This is a genomic window from Agarivorans sp. Toyoura001, assembly GCF_005405585.1.
Lineage (GTDB): Bacteria > Pseudomonadota > Gammaproteobacteria > Enterobacterales > Celerinatantimonadaceae > Agarivorans.
The window spans coordinates 23817-46695 of record NZ_BJEQ01000005.1; the positions used below are offsets into that span (position 1 = coordinate 23817).

Below are 22879 nucleotides of genomic sequence, written 5' to 3' on the forward strand. Positions count from 1 at the left end.
GTTAGTCAAATGGATTTGCTCATTCAGGTTAAACGTATTGTTGTTATTCTATTTGCCTCTCAAGTCTTATTGGCCTGCGCGCAGCGCCCTAGCAACGAATTGATTGAGCAACATAAGCAAGCGAGTTACACCTTAACGCTCCCACAGGATTCTATTAACCAGTTAAAAATTGATCATATTACGCAGTATCAGCCTGGTAAAACTGGGATAGCGATACTCGCAGACGGTATTAGCGCCTTTGCTGCTCGTATCGCTCTAATCGAGCAAGCAGAGCAAAGTATTGATGCTCAGTACTACATGATTAAAGAAGACATGACCGGTGCTATTTTCTTAGGAAATTTACTGAAGGCAGCTGATCGCGGGGTGCGTGTAAGGCTACTTATCGACGACATTAATACCTCTAACTACGATGACGTACTTAAAGCTTTATCACTGCATCACAATATAGAAGTCCGGATATTTAATCCATTTTACGACCGTACCTTTCGAGGCACCAATATGGTCGGCGACTTTAATCGCTTAAACAGCCGAATGCACAATAAGTCACTCACCATAGACGGAGTAATTACGGTGGTTGGTGGCAGAAACATCGGTGATGAATATTTTAGTGCTAAAGCGGAATTAGAGTTTGCAGATTTAGATGCCATTGCACTGGGCCCAGTGGTAAAAGAAGTAAGCCAAGCATTTGATTTTTACTGGAACGGTTTCAGAGCTTACCCGATTGAGGCACTAAATCCACACGATATAGATCAGCAAAAGCAATATCGACGCCTAGAACAACAGATATTTAAAAATAGCGTGAAGTCTTTCATCGTTGCCCATCAGCGTTACCAACAATTGCTGGTTAACCAAGATTTTAGAGATCACCTTTATTGGTGTGATGGACGCTTACTGGTTGACCATCCGGATAAAGACCCGGCCTACCCTTCAGACGTTTCGAGCAACTTGGGAGTAGCCTTAAGCAAGGCAGAACAAAGCATTATGCTCAGCTCTCCGTACTTTGTGCCAGGAGAAGAAGGTACCGAAGGTTTATTAGCCCTCGCCAACAAAGGCATAGATGTGAGTGTAATCACCAACTCTTTAGCCGCTACCGATGTTGCAGCGGTTCATTCGGGTTATAAAAAGTACCGTAAACGTCTGGTCGAAGGAAACGTGTTTCTTTATGAAGTAAAACCCGACGCTAAACAAAAAGAACGCCTCGCGTTCTTTGGAAAAGGCGCTTCTCGAGCAAGCCTGCATAGCAAAATGTTTATTATTGATGAAGAGAAACTGTTTATTGGTTCGTTCAATTGGGATCCACGCTCTATAAACTTAAATACAGAAATGGGCTTACTACTCACCTGTCCTAACTTAGCCGAGTTGATTCATCATTCGGTACATGAAGAACTGCCCTACAAGAGTTATTTGTTAGCTTTAGATCAACAGCAAGACTTAGAATGGATAGAAAAAAGAAGAGAACAAGAAGAGCTACGCTACAACAAGGAACCTAAGGCAAGTGCCTGGAGAAAGTTTCAAGCTTGGATAGTTGGCCTACTACCCTTAGAAGACCAACTATAAGTAGGCGCTATTAGTGCTGGTGACCACAGCCGCCAGCCGCATGAACGTGACCGTGAGCTAATTCTTCTTCAGTGGCTTTACGCACTTCTGTTACTTCAATGCTAAAGGCTAAATCAATACCCGCTAGAGGGTGATTACCATCAACAATCACTTCGTCTTCTTCCATACCAATGATGATAACTGATTGCTCACCTTCATCAGTAGTTGCACGAAACTGCATACCCACTTCTACTTCAACATCGCCAAACATTGATTGTGGAACAGCCTGAACAAGGTTGTCATTGCGCTCGCCATAGCCATCTGCAGCGGCAATATCAGCGTCAAACTTATCGCCAGTTTGTTTACCAATTAATGCTTGCTCTAAGCCAGGTACCAATTGGCCGTGACCAACAATAATTGCTAAAGGTTCTTTACCTTCAGACGTATCTAGTTGTTCACCGTTCGCGGTTACTGTGTATTCGAAAATGGCAACATCGTCTTTTGCGATAATCATTAAAGATTCCTTTAGTTAATATTTGCAGCTATGCCGCGAAACGGCTAATTCTAAAGCTTCGTTATGGAAATTGCCAACGCTTCAAAAAATTGTCCCGCAACCTTGATACTTACTCGATAAAACTACTCACTAATGAGATAGGTAAAAGGGTGTGGCTACAGGTAAATGTTTCTCGAATTATCTTTTACTTAAAGATGTTCTAACGAAATAAACCTCACTGATTTAAATCATGCGGTAAGCCTATTTAGGGTGTAAAATCGCATTTTTTCTAAGACGGTTATTTATCTTTATGGACTTCTCCATTCTTCTCATTTTCATTCCCACATTTTTCTTTGTCTCTATTACCCCCGGAATGTGTATGACGCTTGCGATGACCCTAGGCATGACCATTGGGCTGCGCCGCACCTTTTGGATGATGCTAGGTGAAATGATAGGAGTAGGCATAGTTGCGGTGCTAGCTGTACTTGGTGTTGCTGCAATTATGCTGCGTTACCCAGATGTGTTTACCTTGCTAAAATGGGTTGGCGGCAGCTACCTTGGTTACTTAGGGATCCAAATGTGGCGCTCTCGCGGAAAGATGGCCATACCCGAAAAAATTGAACAGCAAGCACAAGTTAGCCCTTGGCAATTAGCCACACAGGGGCTGGTAACAGCAATAGCGAATCCTAAAGGTTGGGCCTTTATGATTTCACTGTTACCGCCTTTTATCCAAGCGGACAAAGCCCTTCCCCTGCAACTTAGTGTATTAGTGGGGATAATTCTAATTTCTGAGTTTGTTTGTATGACTCTTTATGCAACCGGTGGAAAAACCTTACGGTTATTCTTAAACAAAAGCGGCAACGTGCGATTACTTAATCGAATATCTGGCACATTAATGATTGGAGTGGGCATTTGGTTAGTATCTAGCTAAAAAAAGGAGCTTCGTTAGTTATTTTTTGCACCACTATTTAAAGTAACGACCTGCCACCAGACAGCCAAGACATGAATAAAATCACTGGGCGACTATAATCAATAAAGGCATTAAGCCATGCCCAATAAATAATTCTGAAGGAAGGTAAATGGATAGTCCGAGCAAAATAACATGGCCAGATTATTATCACCCTCGAAACTCACACATTCATGTAAAAAACCAAATTCAGACGGCTGTTACTGCTGAAAACATTTGGGCCTGTTTAGTGCGAGCACCTTGTTGGCCTAACTGGAAGCACACAACAACGTCTTTACAAATTTTGAATGGCGACGGCATAGAGCTTCACAAAGGCTCTATATTTAAATGGCAAACCAAAAAACTGTCCTTTGAATGCACCGTTGTAGAATACCAAACACATAAAAAACTCGCTTGGAAAGGTAAGTCAGGAAGCATGGACATGTACCATGCTTGGCTGCTGCAAGAGAACGATAATGGCTGCGAAATTTACACTGAAACCACCCAACGGAACGGTATGACATGGCTAAGCAAGTACTTTGCCCCTAAGCATATCCATCTATACCACCAGCAATGGTTAGACGAGCTGCAGCAACAAGCCAAGTAAATTATTTTTGAATGGTAGAGTTTAAAAGAGAAGATGGCGGTGACGGAGAGATTCGAACTCTCGAAGGGTTGCCCCTTACACACTTTCCAGGCGTGCTCCTTCAGCCACTCGGACACGTCACCTTATTTGAATTACTGCGCTTAGCAATAATGAGGCGCTAGATTACGGATCACTTATGTTTGGGTCAATAACTTTTTGGCCAAATACTGGCAACTGCCGAGTTCTTAAACAATTTTTGCTGACTCAAACAAAAAAAGAAGCCGAAGCTTCTTTTTCGTTAAACAGCTTTTAAGCCTAAATACGGTAGCCGTTGCTTTGACGTAAGTAAGCAGCTGCCCCCTGCAAGCCGGGCTGTTCTTCCGTAATGATGTAAACAGGCACTTTTGCCACAAAATCTACAAAACGGCCCTTATCTTCAAAACGCTTGCGGAATTCGCTGTTATTAAAGAAATCCATAAAACGAGTGATGATGCCACCGGCAATGTAAACGCCGCCGAAGGTTGACATGTTAAGCGCTAAATTACCGCCAAACGAGCCCAAGGCACGACAGAATACTTCCATTGCTTCAACACACACTGGACAGCTTCCGTCTATACCGCGTGAGGTAATATCTGACGGTTGAAAGCTTTCGGCTGTTTTACCGCGCATGTCCATTAAGCCTTCGTAAATGTTTACCAAGCCAGGGCCAGATAACAAACGCTCTGCAGATACGTGGCCATAGCGTTTTTGTAAGAAACTCAATACGTGGGCTTCTTTGTCATCATTTGCGGCAAATTCTACGTGTCCGCCTTCGCCAGGAATACATACGTACTCGCTGTCGTGATGAATAAGGTGAGCGACACCTAAGCCAGTACCAGGGCCATAAACGGCAATTGGGTTACCACTTTTAGCTGTCTCGCCGCCTATTTGAATTTTTTGCTCGTCAGTCAATGTAGGAATAGACATGGCGATACCGGTGTAATCATTGATTACATGAAAGTTTTCAAACCCAAGTTGCTCTTGAACTTCTCTCTTGGAGAACGCCCAACTATGGTTGGTCATGGCAATCCAGTCTTTATCCGTTGGACAAGCAATTGCCACACAGGCTTGAGTAACCGATTCTTGCTGCTCTTTTAGGTAGAGAGAAATCACATCTGCAATGCTTGGGTAGTCTGCACACAAATATTTTTGTAGTCGTCCAATTTCGCCCGTTTTTAATTCAACTAGCGCTAAACGAATATTTGTACCACCTACATCGGCAATTAAACCAAAACTGGCCATTTTGTTTTCCTTCATACCAAGTTCAAAAAAAAGAAAAATAACATTACTCATCCTAACAAACAGTCATTAAGATGGCTCTAGTATATTTGTGTTGTGGAATTTTACCGCTTTTGTACTAGAATTTCGTTAGTAAATTACCAATTGTGTAAGCCTTTTAAAAGATTTTAGACATAGCTCAAACTATAAAATCCCCCTCTGGTCTATGATTGCTCATAATTCGGCTTGTTTTAGCTAATTGTCTATGTAATTGTATGACATATATTCTGTTGAAAAATTATTACATTTGACAACGCCGACATAACAAATGCGCTAAAAATAACGGATATTATGAATACTCTTGAAAAAATAACTAAAAATTTAGAGAACTTCAGTAAATCAGAACGGAAGGTTGCTGAAGTTATTATCGCTTCCCCTCAAACGGCGATCCATTCAAGTATTGCAGCACTGGCCAAGTTGGCAGATGTAAGCGAACCTACCGTTAATCGCTTTTGTCGTCGTTTAGATACTAAAGGCTTCCCAGACTTTAAACTGCACCTAGCTCAAAGCTTGGCAAACGGTACTCCCTACGTGAACCGTCATGTTGATGAAGAAGATGGTCCAGAGGCTTACACCTCTAAAATCTTTGAATCGTCAATGGCTAGCCTTGAAGCAGCAAAAAACAGTTTAGACCCAAATGCGGTTAATCGAGCTGTAGATTTGCTTACTCAAGCTAAGAAGATTTCATTCTTTGGCTTAGGTGCTTCCGCTTCGGTTGCACAAGACGCGTTAAATAAGTTCTTCCGCTTTAACGTACCCGTTAGTTACTTTGATGATGTAGTAATGATGCGGATGAGTTGCATTGTGGCTACTGAAGAAGATGTAATCATTTTGATTTCTCACACTGGTCGTACTAAAGCGATGATTGATATTGCAGTGCTTGCCCAGCAAAATGATTCAACCGTTATTGGTATTACCAGTAAAGACTCTCCATTAGCCAAAGAATGTAACTTAGTGCTGTCGATGGATGTGCCAGAAGATACAGATGTATATATGCCTATGGCATCTCGTATTGCACAAATGGCCTTAATTGATGTACTTGCAACAGGCTTTACTTTACGCCGCGGTGAAAAGTTTCGCGAAAACCTACGTAAAGTGAAACAAAGCTTAAAAGATTCTCGAACGGATAAGTCGTTATAAGCTTAAACGCTATTCTAGAAGCCAGCTTGCGCTGGCTTTTTTGTAGCTCAAATAACACCTGTTATATGCTCTACTACGCTCATCTTTTTTAAAAGCTCTGTTAACTGCAAAGATAAATTTTTGTAGTGCTGCTTAATGCTGTCTCAATGAAATAGACCACACAGCTTCAATTGATTGACCTAGCCAGCAATGTACCCAATAAAAAAAGGATGCTCATTGAGCATCCTTTTTCGGAATCTAAGGGTTAGCCTTAGGCAACATTAGCCGACGACTCAATCGGTGCGTTTTTAGCTTCTAATACGCCAGGTTCAAAGTGATCCACTTGAATAGCAGCATAACGTAGCTTATCTGCTTCGAGTAGGTTTGTAGCTTCTTCTTGAGTCAGCACATCTTGTGCTAATGCTTTTTCTACGATTTCATCTAAGGCCACTTTACGCGGTAATTGACCAGCTTTTTGCGCCTTAGCAATCTTACGTTCTAGTGGGCGAACTTTGTACATGGACAAAAAGGCTTGTTCGATAATCGCTACCGCGTCCCCTTCTCCACCATTGGTAACACACAAATGACTTAGACGCTCACGAGCCGCTCCAGGCGTCATCATCGTTTCGCATATTTGGTGACCCACTTGGTCATCAGCAAGTTTAAAACGGTTACCAAATGGGAACACGACTGTTTTAAGCACTCGAGCGACTACGCGGTTTGAGAAGTTTTGGAAGAAGCCTTCAAAGGCAATACCAATTTCGTGCAAGTTACGCTCTACCGCCCATTTTACAAATGGCAGGTCTTCTGCTGGTCGCCCTTGATCTTCATAGTGCTTCAACGTAGCTGATGCTAAATACAAATTACTTAACACATCGCCTAAGCGCGCAGAAATGCGCTCTTTACGTTTAAGATCTCCACCTAAAATCAGCATAGACATGTCAGCACACAAAGCTAATCCCCGGCTCATGCGAGTTAACTGGCGGTAATAAACAGCGGTATCACCAGAAACAGGGCTTGAGTTAAATGCAGCACCGGTTAAGCCTTGGAATAGGCTACCCGCGAAGTTACCCGCGCCAAAAGCGATATGCTTCAATAACAAACTATCAAATTCAGCTAAACCTGCTTCTTCATCTGGGTTAGCGGCTGCCTGTAGCTCTTTAAGCACATAGGGGTGACAGCGAGTGGCACCTTGTCCAAAGATCATCAAGTTGCGTGTAAGAATATTCGCCCCTTCAACGGTAATCGCCACCGGCACGCCGTTGTACGCATGGCCAAGATAGTTCATTGCGCCAAGTTGAATGGCTCTGCCAGAATGAATGTCCATAGCGTCGTCTAAGACAGTACGCGCCATTTCGGTCATGTGGTATTTAGCAATTGCCGTAACAATTGCTGGGCTTTGATCTAAATCAAGCGCGCCAGCAGTTAAGCGGCGAGCGGCCTCAAGTTGGTAGGTCATTCCGCCGATACGAGCGAGAGCTTCTTCTACCCCTTCAAAGCGACCAATGGATAAACCAAATTGTTTACGCACATAAGCATAAGCACTGGTGGTACGTGAGCTCATGTGCCCAACCGCGGTGCCAAGTGCAGGAAGTGAAATCCCGCGACCAGCAGACAAACACTCAACCAGCATACGCCAGCCTTTACCTGCGTAATCTGCACCACCAATAATCCAATCTAGGGGAATAAATACTTCTTCCCCAAAAGTAGGACCATTCATAAATGCTAGGCCTAACGGAAAGTGACGATCACCCGTGCGAACACCAGGGTGATCCGTTGGAATTAGAGCACAAGTAATGCCAAGTTCTTCTTTATCGCCAATTAATCCTTCTGGATCATATAGCTTAAAGGCTAAACCAAGCACACTAGCAACGGGCGCTAGAGTAATGTAGCGCTTGTTCCAGTTTAAGCGAATACCTACAACTTCTTCGCCGTTATGTTCACCTTTACAAATAATGCCTTTATCTGGAATGGCACCAGCGTCAGATCCCGCTTCCGGACCTGTAAGAGCAAAACACGGTACATGCGTACCATCGGCTAAACCTGGTAGCCAGTGATCTTTTTGTTCTTGAGTGCCATAGTGAAGCAATAACTCACCGGGGCCTAAAGAGTTAGGCACCATAACGGTTACTGCAGCTGAAAGGCTACGTGTAGCAATGGTGCTTACGATGGTTGAGTTTGCAATAGCAGAGAATTCTCTACCGCCGTAGCTTTTAGGAATAATTAACGCGAAGAACCCTTCAGTTTTAAGGTAATCCCATACTTGCTTAGGTAAGTCGCGTTGATTTTGCACGATATCAAAATCATCCAGCATGTCTAGTAAAGTAGCAACCTGAACATCCATAAAGGCCTGTTCATCTTTGCTAAGCGTTGCCTTTGGGTAACTGTGTAGTTTGTTCCAGTCAGGCTTACCGCCAAACAATTCGCCGTCCCACCATACCGAGCCGGCCTCCATCGCTTCTTTCTCGGTTTGAGAAAGTGGCGGTAAGATTTTCTTAAATACTTTAAATGCCGGTCTAGTCACCAGTTTTTTGCGCGTATCTGGTATGCACAAAAGCACTACCAGGGCAGTTACTAACATCAACAAAATAGTCATGGCTCTTCCTTATTTCACGTACTTTTATAGTTTTTATTGTTTAGGTTGGCGCACCGACACCGGCAGCCAGATAGGGGATTACTTTTCGAATCAAACCTTCTGTGTTCAATTCTTCGTTAAAATCTGCGCTAGCAATCTCTTTTAATGCTGTACTCGACGCCATGGTGAATACCACCGTGCCTAGGGTAAAGTGCAAACGCCAAAATATGTCGCTATCAGATAGCTCTGGGTAAGCTAGCCTAACTGCATCTTGAAAACGGCTTAATACTTCGCCGAAATGATGAGTAATAAACTTACGCAAGTGCCCTTGGCTGTCTGTATAGCCTCGTCCTAATAATAGTAGGAACATGGCGGTACCGTGTTTCTTTACTTGGTTCATTTCTAGTAACGGATCGATGAATGAAGAAAAAACTTGATCGAGATTAGGGGGCGTAGCGCTTTCTATATGTTCTTGCATTGCTTTATCTACTAAAGGCATAAACTGCTCGAGATAACGCATCAACACTGCTTGAATAAGTTCTTTTTTCGAACCGAAATGATAATTTACCGAAGCTAGATTCACTTCAGCATGGGAAGTAATTAACCTCAATGAGGTATCGGCAAAACCCCGCTCAGCGAACAAGCGTTCAGCCGCATCGAGGATCTTACTTTTAGTTCCTTGTCTCACTATGACACCTTAAAAATAAAACACCTGTTTAAAATCTACGTTTAAGGTCTGCAGATGTCAATCATTCACAGTGGATAATTTAAGAGTGAAACTAAAAACGAGAACTGGACTTGTATTTTTTTAAGAAAAAAATCAAATAATTTGAAACTATATTTAAAACGCCGGGTCTTAATCTATGCCACTGCAATTAAATACTTAAATTGAACGCCCAGCGCCCCCTGTAGCTGGGCTTTTTTTTGTCTGCGGTTTACTCGCTGTCTTTTATCTCTAAATAGGTAAATACGCGATTGATTGCGTAGTCCACGCCTTCAGGCTTTAGCGCAATTTGTCGACGCCCCATCTCATCCTCTTCAACTTCAGCAAACGCCTGCAAACTCACTTGCCACATTTGGTAATTAGATTGAGCGGTATACAAACTCATCATTAACGTCGCACGCTGAAACTGGTCATTACCGTCATCAGCTAAACCTGGCGATACACCAAACAAGGTCATTAACTGTTCATCACTTAGTTTTTGACTAGTCGGCAACGCAAAAGCCATCCAATAATCACAGTCTTGATTGGCAGTGGTTTGGTAGTTTATACCTAGGCTGGTAAATTTTTGTTCTAGCGCCACGTGTATTTTGTCATAGGCTTGAACATCTGATCGCTGAGGGTTACGTAAGGCTTCTTCTAATAAAGGGTGGCTGCAAACAGTTTGTTTTTTGCTTAGGGAAAATCCAGGCTCAGAGTTAACTATAATGGTATCTCGATATTGCTGCCCACCGCGCTGCGCTTGGCTATCATCAGGAACAGGAACACAACCATTGATCAACACTGCTACCGCACTAAATAAAAGAACTTTTTTCATGAATTAAACCTATAAAGCTTGTATGTTGACATGATTAACTAAATGAAACTAAAAAGCACGATTATTGTTACATTTTCGGGTGGTTAATCATTTCCTTTCAGCGGCTTAGCATCAATGAGTAGTTCAGCCTTTTTTCACTAAGTTAAGACCGGTTATACCTATAAAGATTCATCTTTATTTAGAACCACCTCTTTACCCCGGGTGAGCGTTCTTATGGTCTCATCACTAATTACAAATATGTAACGTTGCGCGGCTTGAAAATTGAGTAATTTTCGGTAGAAACTGCACACCCAACAAAAAGCTGGGTGACAAATTATAAAAAATATTGGCTTCTTATTAATATAGTGAAAGCCCATACTGTTACTGGGCTTAAGCGATTTTTTACGAATAAATACAGCAACTAAATAAATATTAATTGTCAGTTTTTTATAAATGGTGTGAAATTTTTCCTTTAGTAATACGGTTTCATTAGCTACAACTAAGTAAACAAGTTGTAACAAGCGCAACAACTACTGATAAAGGAAATCTTATGAAAACTTCAAATATCGCAATCGCAACAGCAGTAACTGGTTTAATCGCATTGGGTACCCTTACCGCTACACCTGCCGTTGCGGCCGGTAAAGAGAAATGCTACGGAGTAGCCAAAGCAGGTAAAAATGACTGTGCCACTAAAACCAGTTCATGTGCCGGTACTGCAACTTCTGACAACCAATCAGATGCATTTGTAGTGTTACCAAAAGGTTTATGTGACAAATTAGCTGGAAGCAGCAAAGAGTCTAGCTAATTTGTTCCCCTGCCAAACTAACTTAGGTTAGTTTGGCAGCACCTCCCTCCTCTTTCTGTTTTAAACGATACCCTATGATGAAAAAACAATATGGCCTAGGTTTACGCTCGGCGTATGCAGAGCAGCTTTTAAGCAAAAATCAAGATATTGATTGGTTAGAAGTCCATGCTGAAAACTACTTCAACCCGCACTCTTACGATTATCATCTGCTCAAACGTATTGCTGAGCATAGCCCGATTAGTGTGCATGGCGTGGGTCTATCGTTAGGCTCTACCGATCCATTGAACCAACACCATTTAGAAAAGCTAAAAGCATTAATCGATGATGTTAATCCCTTTATCGTTTCTGAACATTTAAGCTGGAGCAGTGTTAATGGGCGTTATTATAACGACCTGTTACCACTCCCCTACACAGAAGAATGCTTAGCGTTGTTTATTAGCCGAGTTAATCAAGCTCAAGACTTTTTGGGTAGGCAGCTATTAATTGAGAATCCGTCAGCATATTTGGCTTACCATGAAAGTCATATTCATGAACCTGAGTTTTTGAACCAATTAGTACAAGCTACTGGTTGCGGTTTGTTGTTAGACATCAACAACGTTTATGTTAGCGGGCACAACCTAGCGTGGGACACTAAGGCTTACTTTGAGCAGTTAAATATTAACGCGGTAAAAGAAATTCATTTAGCCGGATTTACGCCAAAAGTTATTGGCGATAGAACCGTACTCATTGATAGTCATAATCAAAAAGTACATCAAGAGGTATGGCAACTTTATCGTTATTTTCAGCTGCACTTTACTAACACAATCCCTACTCTCATTGAATGGGACAGCGATTTTCCCGAGCTTAGCGTACTAATAAATGAAGTAAATTCCGCTAAAGGTATCGACCAAAGCCTTAGCGAGGTGAGCTGTGCTTAAACAATTACAATTACGCTTCGCCGAGTCATTAAACCGCGAAAACAATCTGATAGGTAACGATCTGGCGGCCAATGCCTTAAGTGCCGAAGAATCTATTCAAATTTATCAAAACAACTATGTATTAAGTTTGAGCGAGGCTTTAAGCGCCACCTACCCAACCGTTGAAAAACTGGTAGGTGAGGATTACTTTAAACACTGCGCTAAAGCCTTTGTTTTGCAATACGGTCATAACCAAGGTGATCTAAACTTGTTTGGAGAAGGTTTTAACACGTTTTTGCAAGCTCAAGAAGCACTAAACGCATTGCCCTACTTACCTGATATTGCCTTGTTAGATTGGCATATCGAACAAACCGCTGGGCAAGCAATACCCACATCAACATTCTCAATAGCCGATTTGCAAAGCATTACGGCTGAGCAATTGGGCAACACAGTATTACACCTAGCGCCTCATCAATCTTTACTCGCTAGCGAAATCCCCCTCTTTACCATCTACCAAATGGTGCAACATGACCAAGTTGAACAGGTAGAGCTAGAACAACACGATCATATTTTACTCACGAAACAAGCCAATTTTGAAGTGCAAATAGAACAGGTTTCAGCAACTGCTTTTGCGTTTCTCAAACATAGCCAACAAGGCCTGCCTCTTGGACAGCTACCGGCTGATTGCCTAGCAGAGTTAGAACCTTTGCTTGGCGACGCAATTCAACATCAGCGTATATCCCATTTTAGTTTTGCATCGCCGATAGGAGAGTCCCATGATGCCAATTTATAACCTTTATTTAAAAGCCGTAGCATTAATGCAAGCGGTACTTATTCCCTTGTTACTCACTTTTACTCGAATATGGGTTGCTATCGTATTCTTTCGCTCAGGCTACTTAAAATTTAGCAGCTGGGATTCCACCCTCTATTTGTTTGAAGAAGAATACCAAGTGCCTATTTTGCCTTGGGAGCTAGCGGCTTATTTGGGCACTGCGGCAGAACTAATACTGCCCATATTTTTGGTGCTGGGCTTATTTACTCGTATTTTCGCCCTAAAATTATTCTTCTTTAACATCATTGCGGTGGTCTCTTACCCAGTATTGTGGCCAGGCGGTTTTTACGACCACCAACTTTGGGGTTTAATGATTCTTATCAACGTAATCTGGGGAGCGGGACCTTTCTCTGCCGATTACCTATTAAACAAAAAAATGGCACAAAAAAAAGCAGCCTAAGCTGCTTTACCTTGCAAAACTAAGCGGGTTTATTGGCTTAGTTTTGCATCTAACTCTTCTATCTTAGCTTTCCAAATGGCCGGACCTTGTTGGTGAGCAGAGTTTCCATCTGAATCAACTGCCACAGTCACTGGCATATCTTCAACTTCAAACTCGTAAATAGCTTCCATACCTAGGTCTTCAAAGGCGACTACTTTCGCTTTTTTAATGGCCTTAGACACTAAGTAAGCTGCGCCACCTACCGCCATTAAATACACCGATTGATGTTTAGCAATCGCGTCTACAGTAGCAGGGCCACGTTCGGCTTTACCAATCATGCCTAACAAGCCCGCTTCTTCTAGCATCATGTCGGTAAACTTATCCATACGAGTGGAAGTTGTAGGGCCGGCTGGACCTACCGCTTCGTCGCCCACCGCGTCGACTGGACCAACGTAGTAAATAAAGCGACCGTTGAAATCAACGCCGTTAGGGAATGGTTTACCCTGCTCCAAATATTCTTTAATGCGTTTATGGGCGGCATCGCGGCCAGTTAAGATTTTGCCGTTTAGCAATACCGTTTCACCCATCTTCCAACTAGCGATATCTTCTTTAGTAACTTTGTTTACGTCTACCCGACGTACGTTGTCGCCAACATCCCAAGTAATTTCTGGCCAGTCTTCTAACCTAGGAGGTGTAAGCACTGCTGGGCCACTGCCATCTAAGTGGAAATGTGCATGGCGAGTTGCCGCACAATTTGGGATCATCACCACAGGCTTAGATGCAGCATGTGTTGGACAAGATTTAACTTTAACGTCTAATACTGTGGTTAGGCCGCCTAAACCTTGAGCACCAATGCCCAGTTTATTAATGCCGTCCATTAATTCTAAACGCAGTTCTTCGTCTGCATTCTCTGCGCCTTTTGCGATTAAATCTTGAATGTCTACCGGAGCCATTAGCGATTCTTTCGCCATCACAGCGGCTTTCTCAGCCGTACCGCCAATACCGATACCAACCATGCCAGGCGGACACCAGCCTGCGCCCATAGTAGGTAGTGTTTTAAGCACCCATTCAGCCACCGAATCTGAAGGATTTAACATCACCATCTTCGATTTGTTTTCGCTACCACCGCCCTTCGCAGCCACCATAATCTCGACTTTATCGCCAGCTACCAAATCAATGTGAACCACTGCGGGAGTATTATCTTTGGTGTTTTTACGCGCGCCATTAGGGTCGGCAACAATCGACGCTCGTAAAGGATTGTCTGGGTTGGTATACGCTCGACGAACGCCTTCATCCACCATTTCTTGAACCGTTAAATCGCTTTTCCACTGTACATTCATACCTACCTTTACAAACGCGGTAATAATACCGGTATCTTGGCAGATCGGTCGTAAGCCTTGAGCACACATACGAGAGTTAATAAGAATTTGAGCAATGGCGTCTTTAGCAGCAACGCTTTGCTCTTTTTCATAAGCTTCGGCCATGGCTGTAACAAAATCGATGGGATGGTAGTACGAAATGAACTGCAGTGATTCAGCAACACTGTCAATGAAGTCCTGTTTACGGATGATGGTCATAAAGTCTCCACGTTTCCTTATTATTGCCTTTATTTTCAACAGCTTTTATTTAATCTGTTTATAAGGCTGTTAGGGTTATAGTCGTTATCCTTCATTGCCTATGATACCCTTGCGCCATTAAGCCTGCTATAACCTTAAGCTAAGTTTTTACATTTTCTCTACATCAACAAACCCTTTAGTGAACGGTCAACTTAAACTGCCTATATGATTGTTAGTAAAACTTTTCCTATTCAGCCAAAAATCGTGTTTGAGCAACTCACCCAACAACACTGGTGCTGCTTTTTACAATCGGCTGCCGATTCTCATGAGAATAACCATTTCGATATTCTAGTGGCCGATCCTATCGCCACTATTGCTTATCAAGCAGGCGTTTCACAGGTAAGCCTCGGCGAGCAACACTATCAAAGTACAAAAGCCCCCTTTGAATTATTAGAAGAGCTGCGAGAACAACTGTTTCCCAATGCTCAAACAAACGACACAGACTTTCCTTTTGTTGGTGGCGCGATGGGCTTGTGGTCTTACGATTTAGGCCGCAGTTTGGAAACGCTTCCTGAACAAATCGCTCAAGATCTTAATACCCCAGATATGGCCGTTGGTTTTTATGACTGGGCTCTTATCTTTGACCATGAAAAACAACAGACTACACTCATTCAATGGCATGATCTTGGCGATCAAATACAAGCAGAAACACGGTTGGAAGAACGTGCTTTGTGGTTAAACATTCAAACCTGCCAAGAAACACCACCTTTTAACTTAAGCAGTTCATGGCGCTGTAATACAAGCCAAGCTGAATACCAAACTAAGTTTGCGCAAGTGCAGCACTATTTACTCAGTGGCGATTGTTATCAAATCAATTTAACTCAACGTTTTGAAGCTAGTTATCAAGGTAGCGAATTAGATGCTTATCAACGTCTCATTGCGGCTAATCAAGCCCCTTTCTCAGCTTTTATGCGACTTCCACAAAGTTGTGTATTAAGTGTTTCCCCGGAGCGTTTTATTAGCCTTAAGCAAGGTCAAATAGAAACCAAGCCAATTAAAGGAACACGGCCTCGAAGTAGCGATCTCATTCTAGATAAGCAACTTGCCGATGAGTTAAAGGCCGCAGAGAAAGACCAAGCAGAAAACCTAATGATTGTGGATTTGTTGCGCAACGACATAGGTCGCGTAGCAAAACCCGGTAGCGTATCTGTTCCCAAGCTATTCGACATAGAGTCTTTTCCTGCGGTTCATCACTTGGTTAGTACTATTCGCGCAGAGTTAGCGGAGCAATATTCGGCAGAGCAGCTGTTAGCAGCTTGCTTCCCGGGTGGCTCCATCACTGGCGCGCCAAAAATACGAGCAATGCAAATCATTGAAGAGCTGGAAGCCAATAGACGAAATGCCTATTGTGGGGCAATTGGTTATATATCAGCCAACGGCGATATGGATACCAACATCACTATTCGCACCCTCGTTTGCGAAAATCAAAAGATATACTGCTGGGCCGGTGGCGGAGTGGTGGTAGACTCAAATGTAGACAGTGAATACCAAGAGATTTTTGACAAACTCAGTCGTATCTTGCCGGTATTGGAGTAACACTGTTCTAAGCCAATAGGAGAAGTTATCACCAATGCCTGTTATGCAACATTATTTACAGCGGTTTCTACTTCAACTTGCCAATACCGATAGTCAACGAAGCGCAAAACATGCTGCCGCCGTGTTGTTACCAATTATCTCCCAACAAGGAAAAGAAGATAGGATTGTGCTTACTGAGCGCAGCGCACATTTACGCCACCACCCCTCTCAAATAAGTTTACCTGGCGGCAAACAAGATCCCGAAGACATAAACCTCGCTCACACAGCATTAAGGGAAACCGAAGAAGAAATAGGTATTCCAGCACACGTATTCACCTTGCATGGTCAATTGCCACGGCAAACCACCGTGAGCAATTTTGCAGTACGCCCGTTTATAGCCACCACATCCGAACAGTTATTGTTTAAGCTGAACCAAGATGAAGTAGCCCAAGTAATGGTACTACCGCTACGCCCATTTCTGCAGTTAACTAACTACCACAGCTACCGTTTTACGCGAAATGGCCATAAAGAGCAGGTTTATTTTATAAAAGTAGATAAACATGTAATTTGGGGAGCTACCGCTAAAATATTGCGTGATTTTGCCATTCAATGTTGCAGATAACTGAATATACTTATAATCTCAGAATTAACATCTTAATCACATTCATGCCTTAGCAGTAGGATTAGAAATGGTAAGTTTATTTGACCTTTTTTCCATTGGGATTGGTCCTTCTAGTTCACACACCGTTGGCCCAATGAAAGCCGCAAAGCTGTTTGCTGAGCGTTTAGAAACTCAACAAGAGCTTGCCCGCGTAGATTATCTTAAAGTAGAACTGTTTGGATCCTTAGGTGCAACTGGCAAAGGTCACGGTACAGGCAAAGCAGTAATTTTGGGCTTAATGGGTGAATCCCCAGAAGCCATAGACGTTGATAAAGTAGATGCCTTGCTTCAGCAAGTTGAACAATCTGAAGAGCTTAATTTGCTTGGTAAGAAACTGGTTAATTTTGGTAACAGCGGCGCCATTGTTTTTCACCGCCGTAAACACTTGCCAGCACACAGTAACGCACTAAGTTTTCATGCGCATTTAGATAACGGAAAAGCCGTAACTGCAACTTACTATTCTATTGGTGGCGGCTACATTATTGAAGAAGGCGAATCGACTAGCACTGAGCAGCACAATTATCCCTACCCCTTTGATAGCGCCGAGTCACTGCTAGTTCGCTGCAAAGAAAGCGGCAAAAGCATTGCAGCAGTAGTGTCAGCTAACGAGCAAGTTCACTGCTCTACTCGTACCATTAGCCAATATACCCTGCAAATTTGGAACACTATGCAAGCGTGTGTAGCACGAGGCATAAGTGAAGAAGGTATTTTACCTGGCGGTTTAAAACTAGCCCGTCGGGCTCCAAGCTTGAAACGCCAACTGGCCTCTCAACAGAATCTAAGTTCAGACCCTTTAAACGTAATGGACTGGGTAAACTTGTATGCCCTAGCGGTGAGTGAAGAAAACGCCGCTGGTGGCCGAGTAGTTACCGCCCCCACTAATGGCGCAGCAGGGATCATTCCCGCAGTGTTGCACTACTATCACAACTTTGTACAAGAACTCGACCAAGACGCGATTAATCAGTTTTTCTTAACTGCTACCGCCATTGGATCTCTTTATAAAACCAATGCATCGATCTCTGGAGCCGAAGTAGGCTGCCAAGGTGAAGTGGGAGTTGCTTGTTCAATGGCTGCCGCAGGCTTAGTTGCCATGTTTGGCGGTAACCCTGAACAAATAGAAAACGCAGCTGAAATTGGCATAGAACATAACTTAGGTCTAACCTGCGATCCAATCGGCGGTTTAGTACAGGTTCCCTGTATTGAACGTAATGCCATGGGGGCGCTAAAAGCTATCAATGCTGCTCGTCTTGCTCTACGCGGTAGTGGCGAACACAAGGTCTCACTTGATAAAGCCATCAAAACTATGTGGGAAACAGGATGTGATATGAAGAGTAAATATAAAGAAACCGCGCGCGGCGGCTTAGCAGTAAACATTATCGAATGTTAATGGAATTTTTGCTGTAAATATCTAGTTACTCGAGCTATCTCTTTGTTTTAGTAATAGTTAAGTGCAATTGACACTAAAAGACTATAACATTTATACAACATATCGGCCTGCATCTTTGCAGGCCGCTTGCATTATTACAAATGGATTTGAAACTATGCTACTACAGCTCCTCTCTGGGCTATTTTTGCTCGTGTTAAAAATTGTGGCCTTTCCTTTTAAGCTCATCATTAAAGGGATCATGGCGGTAATACATTGGGTATCGGGTTTACTAAAAGCCCTATGGCAAGTTTGGTTAGCACTTGGCCCGCGATGGTTACGTTATTCTTTTCTGAGCATTGCTATTGTGCTCGCTGGCTATTTCTCATTAAAAGCCTTTCTCAAACCTAACTTAACCTTAGAAACGGTAAATCAGGTTCATTACCTCAATAAGGGCTGGAGCGACGAACAGCGCGAACGTTACTACTACACCCCCCAAGGCACCGAACTATTAGGTTTAGAATACGACTGGTTCGTTAACTTAGAGTTGCCTTTATCTAAAGATTTACTGACAAGCCCAGACAACATGCGTGGCTGGGGCTTTATTGTATCACCAGGACAACAGGCCACTACGCTAAACCCAGGTAATTTGCCGGTTGGTTTAGGTCGACATATTGACCCTAAATCGGGTAAAGAGCGCTTAGACCTTAGCTGTGCGATGTGCCATACCGGCGAGCTTCATTATAAAGGTAATGCCTTGCGAGTTGATGGCGGACAGGCAGTTCAAAGTATCTCAAATGCCAAACGCGGCGAATTCATTACAACCTTAGCAGCCTCGGTAGTAGCCACTTATATTAATCCGGTTAAATGGAATCGCTTTGCCGACAGAGTTGTTGGCCAAGACCCAGAACTACGAAAACAACTACGCAAACAGATTTGGGGCTTCTTAGGCAACATTAAGCAATTTGTTACTGGTGCTGGCGCCTCTAAATATTACCCAACTGAAGAAGGCCGAGGCCGAACTGATGCAGTTGGACGTATTGCAAACGTTGTGTTTGGTTACGACTTAGATGAGCCGAGTAACTACCGTGTAGCAAACGCCCCGGTAAGTTACCCCTTCCTTTGGGACATTTGGCGCTTTGATTGGGTGCAATACACCGGCTTTACTAATCAAGCGATGGCGCGCAACGTAGGCGAGAGCCTCGGTGTGTTAGCGCCAATTAAGCTAGTGAATGATGAAGGTAAGCTGCTCACAACAGAAGAATTTGGTGAATCGGTCATCGATTTAGCAGGTATGCATTGTATTGAAGGTACGCTGCGTTCATTAGAACCCCCTCGCTGGCCAGAAGAAATTCTCGGCAATATTGACCTCGATAAAGCGACTCACGGCAAAGAGCTTTTCTTAGATCAATGTCAGTTCTGCCATGGCCCGCATAAAGTTGAACCTTACCAGTGGAAGGTCGCCAGTAAGGCGGGACAGAACCCAGATAATCAAATAGACGTTAACTGGCAATGGGATATGGATGGCGATGTTACTTTCGTTGGTCAACAGGCTGTACGAGAAGACTGGCGTAAAGTAATTTGGGCAATGCCTTGGGTGAAAACCACTGTTATAGGCACCGATCCTACTGCGGCCGACAATTACATGGATCACCGTTACGATGGCAGTAAAATCATTCCTGGTTCAGAGCCCGTTAATGCGGGCGATGGTTTGCAGATTTTGCTCAATCGTCTCGTGCCTAAACTGTATCAAAATAATGGTATAAGCAAAGAACTAGTGGCTGATTACGACGGCTTAAACGTACCTTTCCGTATTGCTAATATGCGCGCCTACAAACCGCGCCCATTACATGGCGTATGGGCAACTCCGCCATTCTTACATAACGGTTCTGTGCCGACTTTGTATGACCTACTCTCGCCACTTAGAGAGCGCCCTAAACAGTTTTATGTAGGGGATAGAGAATATAACCCTCAGCGTTTAGGTTTTGTCACAGACAAACGCCCTGGCAGTTTTAAACACGACACCAACATTAAGGGCAACAGTAATCGCGGTCACCTATTTACCGACGTAGATATGCCCGGTCGCATCGGTCGCTTACTCAGCGTAGAAGAACGAGCAGCCATTCTTGAATACTTAAAAGTGATGGGAAATCCAGACTTTACTCAACGCTTAGGCGGCGATCCTTTAGATTGGTCAGCTTATACACAGGCGCCTACTTTTGCGTCAGAGCAGCAAGCCTGTTTAGACAGTTTCAGTGCTGCTAAAAACAACCCCGTGAAGGTGCATTAAGATGAAAAAGACTCCTATCATTCAGTGCACAATTACAGCGAGCTTGCTGGCTATTGGATTAAACAGCGCAACGGCGACTGATTTGTACCAGGAAATGGGCATTACCAAGCCCGAGCAAGAAGCAATAATGTCGGCGATTAACTCGGCGAGAGAAATCTCTAAACGTGCAGAGCAATATAACGGCTTGCCCTACCGTCGTGATGCTCATGCAAAAGCAACTGGGTGTGCTCGTGCCACTTTCTCAATCAACCCAGATATACCGGAGCGCTTTAAAGCCGGTATGTTTGCCGACGCTGATAAGCAGTACCTAGCATGGATCCGATTTTCTAACGGAGACATGTTAGTGCAAGCCGATAGTAAAGGCGATGCGCGAGGCATGGCAGTTAAGGTGATGGGTGTACCCGGCAAAGCCATTGCTCCAGAGCTAGGCGAAACTCACAACCAAGATTTCATCATGACCAATACCCCTGCGTTCTTTAATCGAAACATCTTTGATTATGCTGATGACATGTTGTATTTGGCTAAGTTTGAAAGAACCAAGTGGTTTATTAGTTTCTTTCCGCCACGCTTACACCCTAAGCAGTTCTATCGCGCCATTCAGACGGTTTCATCAGTGATTGATACCCCTCTGAATGCACAATATTTCTCGATGCTGCCCTACCGACTTGGTAAGAGCACTATTAAATTCTCGACTAAACCCTGCTCTGGCATGAGTTTCCCTAACAAAGTAGATAAATCAAATCCCGATTATTTAAGCAAACAGTTAGAAACTCAACTGGCTAACGGCGGAGCTTGTTTTGAATTTATGCTTCAAGAGAAAGTACCCGGCCATTACATGCCAGTAGATGATGCCACCGCGATTTGGTCTGAAAAGGCCTCACCGTTTATCACTGTAGCCACCATCAATATTCCGCCGCAGTATTTATACTCGGATCAGCAGCAACAGTTTTGTGAAAACATTTCGATGAACCCTTGGCGTGCAGTAGAAGGCTGGGAACCTTTAAGCAGTTTAAACAAGGCTCGACGCGTGGTTTATCAAGCGGTGTCTAAGTATCGTCATTCCCAAAATAAAGTGCCTACACCAGAACCTAGCTCTTGGTGTATAAACGAAAATGGTGAAGCGTGTGACGAGAACCAAGGCTTAATTGTTAGTAAACCTACCTGGCCATTACCGCGCTGTTTTGACCAAAACGCTAAATCTATCGATGGCGAAACTCTCGCTAGCGATTGCAAACAACAAGCTTACTAGACCCATGAAAACGCCTGATGTTAATCAGGCTTTTTCATTCAGAGTATTTGAATCTTCTCAAAACAATTTTTATGGTCATTCCAGCGCCAATTATTAGCCGGGTTTATCGCAACCCCTCCCCGCCAAATCTCGCCTATTTGCTCCGCAGGCACAGTTCGCTTACCCGCTAAAGCTTGTTTACCTGCATCGGTAATTTTATAACTTGAATGATTATCCCATCGAGACGAATTAGCGTTAACGATAGTAAGGTATGCAGGTTGCAAGTTAGCGAGATACAAAATGTCTTTGCACAACCAAGTATCCCCTAAGAACGTAGCCTTTTCTAAGGTTTGAACATTAACAAACAAACGTCCTAAGCCAATATCAGGGTTAGCCATAACTTGTTGGTATCGCTCAGCAGCACTCGGCGTGGTGGTTTCTACCTGCCTAGCTTTTAGTTTTTCGCTTTCACTGCTTTCACTACTTTCAAAGCTAGCTAGTAATATTGGTAACTCAGCGAATGGCGAGGCCAAAGACTGTAAAATATAGTGTTGAGTCAAAGTTAACCCGGTTGAGCTAGAAGGATACTCTTGGCCAAAACGCAGCAATGCTTCTTCCATAAACGGCAAACATTTTAGATCTTCATTCAATAGATTTGTAATACCATGAGGGGATTGCTCGGCGATTGTTAGCCAAACCCGTTTACCTAAATTTAATTGCGCGTTGGTTAATGCGCTGCGCTGAGGATATAGCGCTTCCAACTGGGCAATATTGAGATTACCCAAACCATGGAAGTAGCTTGTATCTGGGTGTTTCCCAATACAGATCAACTGCGTTTTATCTATAAGTGACGGTAACTTAGCCAGGTGATACAGGCATTCAGCCAACTGCAACTGATCGTAGAGATCATGCTCAAACCACAGCACTATCTCGCTAAAGCTATCGAGTTTATCTAATACTTGCTGGCGCTGTTGGAAGCTTTCCAAGATCTGATTTTTAGTCATCTCTGTTTGAGGAAATGGACTGTCTAACAACATAGTTTGATAAATGAAATCAGCTCGAGCCTGAAGGTGAGTTTCACCTTCAGCAGCGATGATAGGGCCATCGTGAAGCACATCTCGCCAGCAAAGCACTTGGCCATCGAGAAGTATTGACTCAGCAAGCATGTCGCCAACAGAGTCGCCATTGGTAATATGTAATTGCAC

The 22879-nt window shown here is 43.4% G+C and carries 20 protein-coding genes and 1 tRNA gene; 13 read left to right on the top strand and 8 right to left on the bottom strand.

All coding sequences use genetic code 11. The annotated features are described in order from the left end of the window. The first annotated feature begins 9 nt into the window (after positions 1 to 9). The gene (locus FFR00_RS08195; protein WP_137672913.1) at positions 10 to 1557 is read left to right on the top strand and encodes a phospholipase D family protein; all 1548 of its coding nucleotides are present in this window, start codon (positions 10 to 12) and stop codon (positions 1555 to 1557) included. Positions 1558 to 1567: 10 nt separating this feature from the next. Here the strand turns inward: FFR00_RS08195 and FFR00_RS08200 are convergent, their stop codons facing one another. After that, positions 1568 to 2050, bottom strand: coding sequence for a peptidylprolyl isomerase (locus FFR00_RS08200; RefSeq protein ID WP_137672914.1), 483 nt, complete (start codon positions 2048 to 2050; stop codon positions 1568 to 1570). 289 nt (positions 2051 to 2339) lie between these two features. Here FFR00_RS08200 and FFR00_RS08205 point away from each other — a divergent pair, with 289 nt between their 5' ends. Beyond that, positions 2340 to 2960, top strand: coding sequence for a LysE family translocator (locus FFR00_RS08205; protein ID WP_137672915.1), 621 nt, complete (start codon positions 2340 to 2342; stop codon positions 2958 to 2960). A 148-nt stretch (positions 2961 to 3108) separates the two neighbouring features. Then, positions 3109 to 3582 carry an SRPBCC family protein gene (locus tag FFR00_RS08210; RefSeq protein WP_137672916.1) on the top strand — a complete coding sequence of 158 codons (474 nt, stop codon included), beginning with the start codon at positions 3109 to 3111 and terminating at the stop codon, positions 3580 to 3582. A gap of 34 nt (positions 3583 to 3616) precedes the next feature. Here the strand turns inward: FFR00_RS08210 and FFR00_RS08215 are convergent. Then, positions 3617 to 3704, bottom strand: a tRNA-Ser gene (locus tag FFR00_RS08215). A 172-nt stretch (positions 3705 to 3876) separates the two neighbouring features. Continuing rightward, positions 3877 to 4842 (bottom strand): glucokinase, encoded by a 966-nt coding sequence (locus FFR00_RS08220; RefSeq protein WP_137672917.1) that lies wholly within the window; start codon positions 4840 to 4842, stop codon positions 3877 to 3879. 327 nt (positions 4843 to 5169) lie between these two features. On the opposite strand from FFR00_RS08220, the gene FFR00_RS08225 reads away from it, so the two are divergent. Then, a complete protein-coding gene (locus FFR00_RS08225; RefSeq protein WP_016401844.1) occupies positions 5170 to 6018 on the top strand; it encodes a MurR/RpiR family transcriptional regulator in 849 nt (282 codons plus the stop codon). A gap of 250 nt (positions 6019 to 6268) precedes the next feature. On the opposite strand, the gene FFR00_RS08230 is transcribed toward FFR00_RS08225, so the two are convergent. The 3 genes from FFR00_RS08230 to FFR00_RS08240 all read right to left on the bottom strand — a co-directional run bounded on the left by FFR00_RS08230 (position 6269) and on the right by FFR00_RS08240 (position 10110). After that, positions 6269 to 8593 (bottom strand): acyl-CoA dehydrogenase, encoded by a 2325-nt coding sequence (locus FFR00_RS08230; RefSeq protein ID WP_137672918.1) that lies wholly within the window; start codon positions 8591 to 8593, stop codon positions 6269 to 6271. A 40-nt stretch (positions 8594 to 8633) separates the two neighbouring features. After that, the gene (locus FFR00_RS08235) at positions 8634 to 9260 is read right to left on the bottom strand and encodes a TetR/AcrR family transcriptional regulator (protein WP_137672919.1); all 627 of its coding nucleotides are present in this window, start codon (positions 9258 to 9260) and stop codon (positions 8634 to 8636) included. 247 nt (positions 9261 to 9507) lie between these two features. Next, complete coding sequence (locus tag FFR00_RS08240; protein ID WP_137672920.1) at positions 9508 to 10110, bottom strand: hypothetical protein; 603 nt, start codon at positions 10108 to 10110, stop codon at positions 9508 to 9510. A gap of 529 nt (positions 10111 to 10639) precedes the next feature. On the opposite strand from FFR00_RS08240, the gene FFR00_RS08245 reads away from it, so the two are divergent. The 4 genes from FFR00_RS08245 (at position 10640) to FFR00_RS08260 (ending at position 13022) form a co-directional block, all read left to right on the top strand. Beyond that, positions 10640 to 10894, top strand: a complete 255-nt coding sequence (locus FFR00_RS08245) for a DUF2282 domain-containing protein (protein WP_137672921.1) — start codon at positions 10640 to 10642, stop codon at positions 10892 to 10894. Positions 10895 to 10968: 74 nt separating this feature from the next. After that, positions 10969 to 11811 carry a DUF692 family multinuclear iron-containing protein gene (locus FFR00_RS08250; RefSeq protein ID WP_137672922.1) on the top strand — a complete coding sequence of 281 codons (843 nt, stop codon included), beginning with the start codon at positions 10969 to 10971 and terminating at the stop codon, positions 11809 to 11811. Next, complete coding sequence (locus FFR00_RS08255; RefSeq protein ID WP_137672923.1) at positions 11804 to 12583, top strand: DNA-binding domain-containing protein; 780 nt, start codon at positions 11804 to 11806, stop codon at positions 12581 to 12583. The genes FFR00_RS08250 and FFR00_RS08255 overlap by 8 nt, the downstream gene beginning before the upstream one ends. Then, positions 12567 to 13022: a DoxX family protein gene (locus FFR00_RS08260; RefSeq protein WP_235836183.1), complete on the top strand. Its 456-nt coding sequence runs from the start codon at positions 12567 to 12569 to the stop codon at positions 13020 to 13022. The genes FFR00_RS08255 and FFR00_RS08260 overlap by 17 nt, the downstream gene beginning before the upstream one ends. Positions 13023 to 13051: 29 nt before the next feature. On the opposite strand, the gene FFR00_RS08265 is transcribed toward FFR00_RS08260, so the two are convergent. Continuing rightward, a complete protein-coding gene (locus FFR00_RS08265; protein ID WP_137672924.1) occupies positions 13052 to 14578 on the bottom strand; it encodes a fumarate hydratase in 1527 nt (508 codons plus the stop codon). A 204-nt stretch (positions 14579 to 14782) separates the two neighbouring features. Here FFR00_RS08265 and pabB point away from each other — a divergent pair, with 204 nt between their 5' ends. The 5 genes from pabB to FFR00_RS08290 all read left to right on the top strand — a co-directional run bounded on the left by pabB (position 14783) and on the right by FFR00_RS08290 (position 21695). Next, a complete protein-coding gene (gene pabB, locus FFR00_RS08270; RefSeq protein ID WP_137672925.1) occupies positions 14783 to 16153 on the top strand; it encodes an aminodeoxychorismate synthase component I in 1371 nt (456 codons plus the stop codon). A gap of 34 nt (positions 16154 to 16187) precedes the next feature. Further along, entirely contained in the window at positions 16188 to 16754 is a 567-nt protein-coding gene (locus tag FFR00_RS08275) for a CoA pyrophosphatase (RefSeq protein WP_137672926.1), read from the top strand. 67 nt (positions 16755 to 16821) lie between these two features. Beyond that, complete coding sequence (locus FFR00_RS08280) at positions 16822 to 18180, top strand: L-serine ammonia-lyase (RefSeq protein ID WP_137672927.1); 1359 nt, start codon at positions 16822 to 16824, stop codon at positions 18178 to 18180. Positions 18181 to 18334: 154 nt separating this feature from the next. Then, positions 18335 to 20446 carry a di-heme-cytochrome C peroxidase gene (locus FFR00_RS08285; RefSeq protein ID WP_235836184.1) on the top strand — a complete coding sequence of 704 codons (2112 nt, stop codon included), beginning with the start codon at positions 18335 to 18337 and terminating at the stop codon, positions 20444 to 20446. A gap of 1 nt (position 20447) precedes the next feature. Further along, positions 20448 to 21695 carry a catalase family protein gene (locus FFR00_RS08290; RefSeq protein ID WP_137672928.1) on the top strand — a complete coding sequence of 416 codons (1248 nt, stop codon included), beginning with the start codon at positions 20448 to 20450 and terminating at the stop codon, positions 21693 to 21695. Positions 21696 to 21733: 38 nt separating this feature from the next. Here the strand turns inward: FFR00_RS08290 and FFR00_RS08295 are convergent, their stop codons facing one another. After that, on the bottom strand, positions 21734 to 22879 hold the full coding sequence (locus tag FFR00_RS08295; protein ID WP_137672929.1) for a DUF1835 domain-containing protein: 1146 nt from the start codon (positions 22877 to 22879) through the stop codon (positions 21734 to 21736).

What these genes read in the sequence shown, in the direction of transcription:
- FFR00_RS08195 (WP_137672913.1), top strand. Translation starts at nt 10, where the DNA reads ATGGATTTGCTCATTCAGGTTAAACGTATTGTTGTTATTCTATTTGCC.
- FFR00_RS08200 (WP_137672914.1), bottom strand. Translation starts at nt 2,050, where the DNA reads ATGATTATCGCAAAAGACGATGTTGCCATTTTCGAATACACAGTAACC.
- FFR00_RS08205 (WP_137672915.1), top strand. Translation starts at nt 2,340, where the DNA reads ATGGACTTCTCCATTCTTCTCATTTTCATTCCCACATTTTTCTTTGTC.
- FFR00_RS08210 (WP_137672916.1), top strand. Translation starts at nt 3,109, where the DNA reads ATGGATAGTCCGAGCAAAATAACATGGCCAGATTATTATCACCCTCGA.
- FFR00_RS08220 (WP_137672917.1), bottom strand. Translation starts at nt 4,842, where the DNA reads ATGGCCAGTTTTGGTTTAATTGCCGATGTAGGTGGTACAAATATTCGT.
- FFR00_RS08225 (WP_016401844.1), top strand. Translation starts at nt 5,170, where the DNA reads ATGAATACTCTTGAAAAAATAACTAAAAATTTAGAGAACTTCAGTAAA.
- FFR00_RS08230 (WP_137672918.1), bottom strand. Translation starts at nt 8,593, where the DNA reads ATGACTATTTTGTTGATGTTAGTAACTGCCCTGGTAGTGCTTTTGTGC.
- FFR00_RS08240 (WP_137672920.1), bottom strand. Translation starts at nt 10,110, where the DNA reads ATGAAAAAAGTTCTTTTATTTAGTGCGGTAGCAGTGTTGATCAATGGT.
- FFR00_RS08245 (WP_137672921.1), top strand. Translation starts at nt 10,640, where the DNA reads ATGAAAACTTCAAATATCGCAATCGCAACAGCAGTAACTGGTTTAATC.
- FFR00_RS08250 (WP_137672922.1), top strand. Translation starts at nt 10,969, where the DNA reads ATGATGAAAAAACAATATGGCCTAGGTTTACGCTCGGCGTATGCAGAG.
- FFR00_RS08260 (WP_235836183.1), top strand. Translation starts at nt 12,567, where the DNA reads ATGATGCCAATTTATAACCTTTATTTAAAAGCCGTAGCATTAATGCAA.
- FFR00_RS08265 (WP_137672924.1), bottom strand. Translation starts at nt 14,578, where the DNA reads ATGACCATCATCCGTAAACAGGACTTCATTGACAGTGTTGCTGAATCA.
- pabB (WP_137672925.1), top strand. Translation starts at nt 14,783, where the DNA reads ATGATTGTTAGTAAAACTTTTCCTATTCAGCCAAAAATCGTGTTTGAG.
- FFR00_RS08275 (WP_137672926.1), top strand. Translation starts at nt 16,188, where the DNA reads ATGCCTGTTATGCAACATTATTTACAGCGGTTTCTACTTCAACTTGCC.
- FFR00_RS08280 (WP_137672927.1), top strand. Translation starts at nt 16,822, where the DNA reads ATGGTAAGTTTATTTGACCTTTTTTCCATTGGGATTGGTCCTTCTAGT.
- FFR00_RS08285 (WP_235836184.1), top strand. Translation starts at nt 18,335, where the DNA reads ATGCTACTACAGCTCCTCTCTGGGCTATTTTTGCTCGTGTTAAAAATT.
- FFR00_RS08290 (WP_137672928.1), top strand. Translation starts at nt 20,448, where the DNA reads ATGAAAAAGACTCCTATCATTCAGTGCACAATTACAGCGAGCTTGCTG.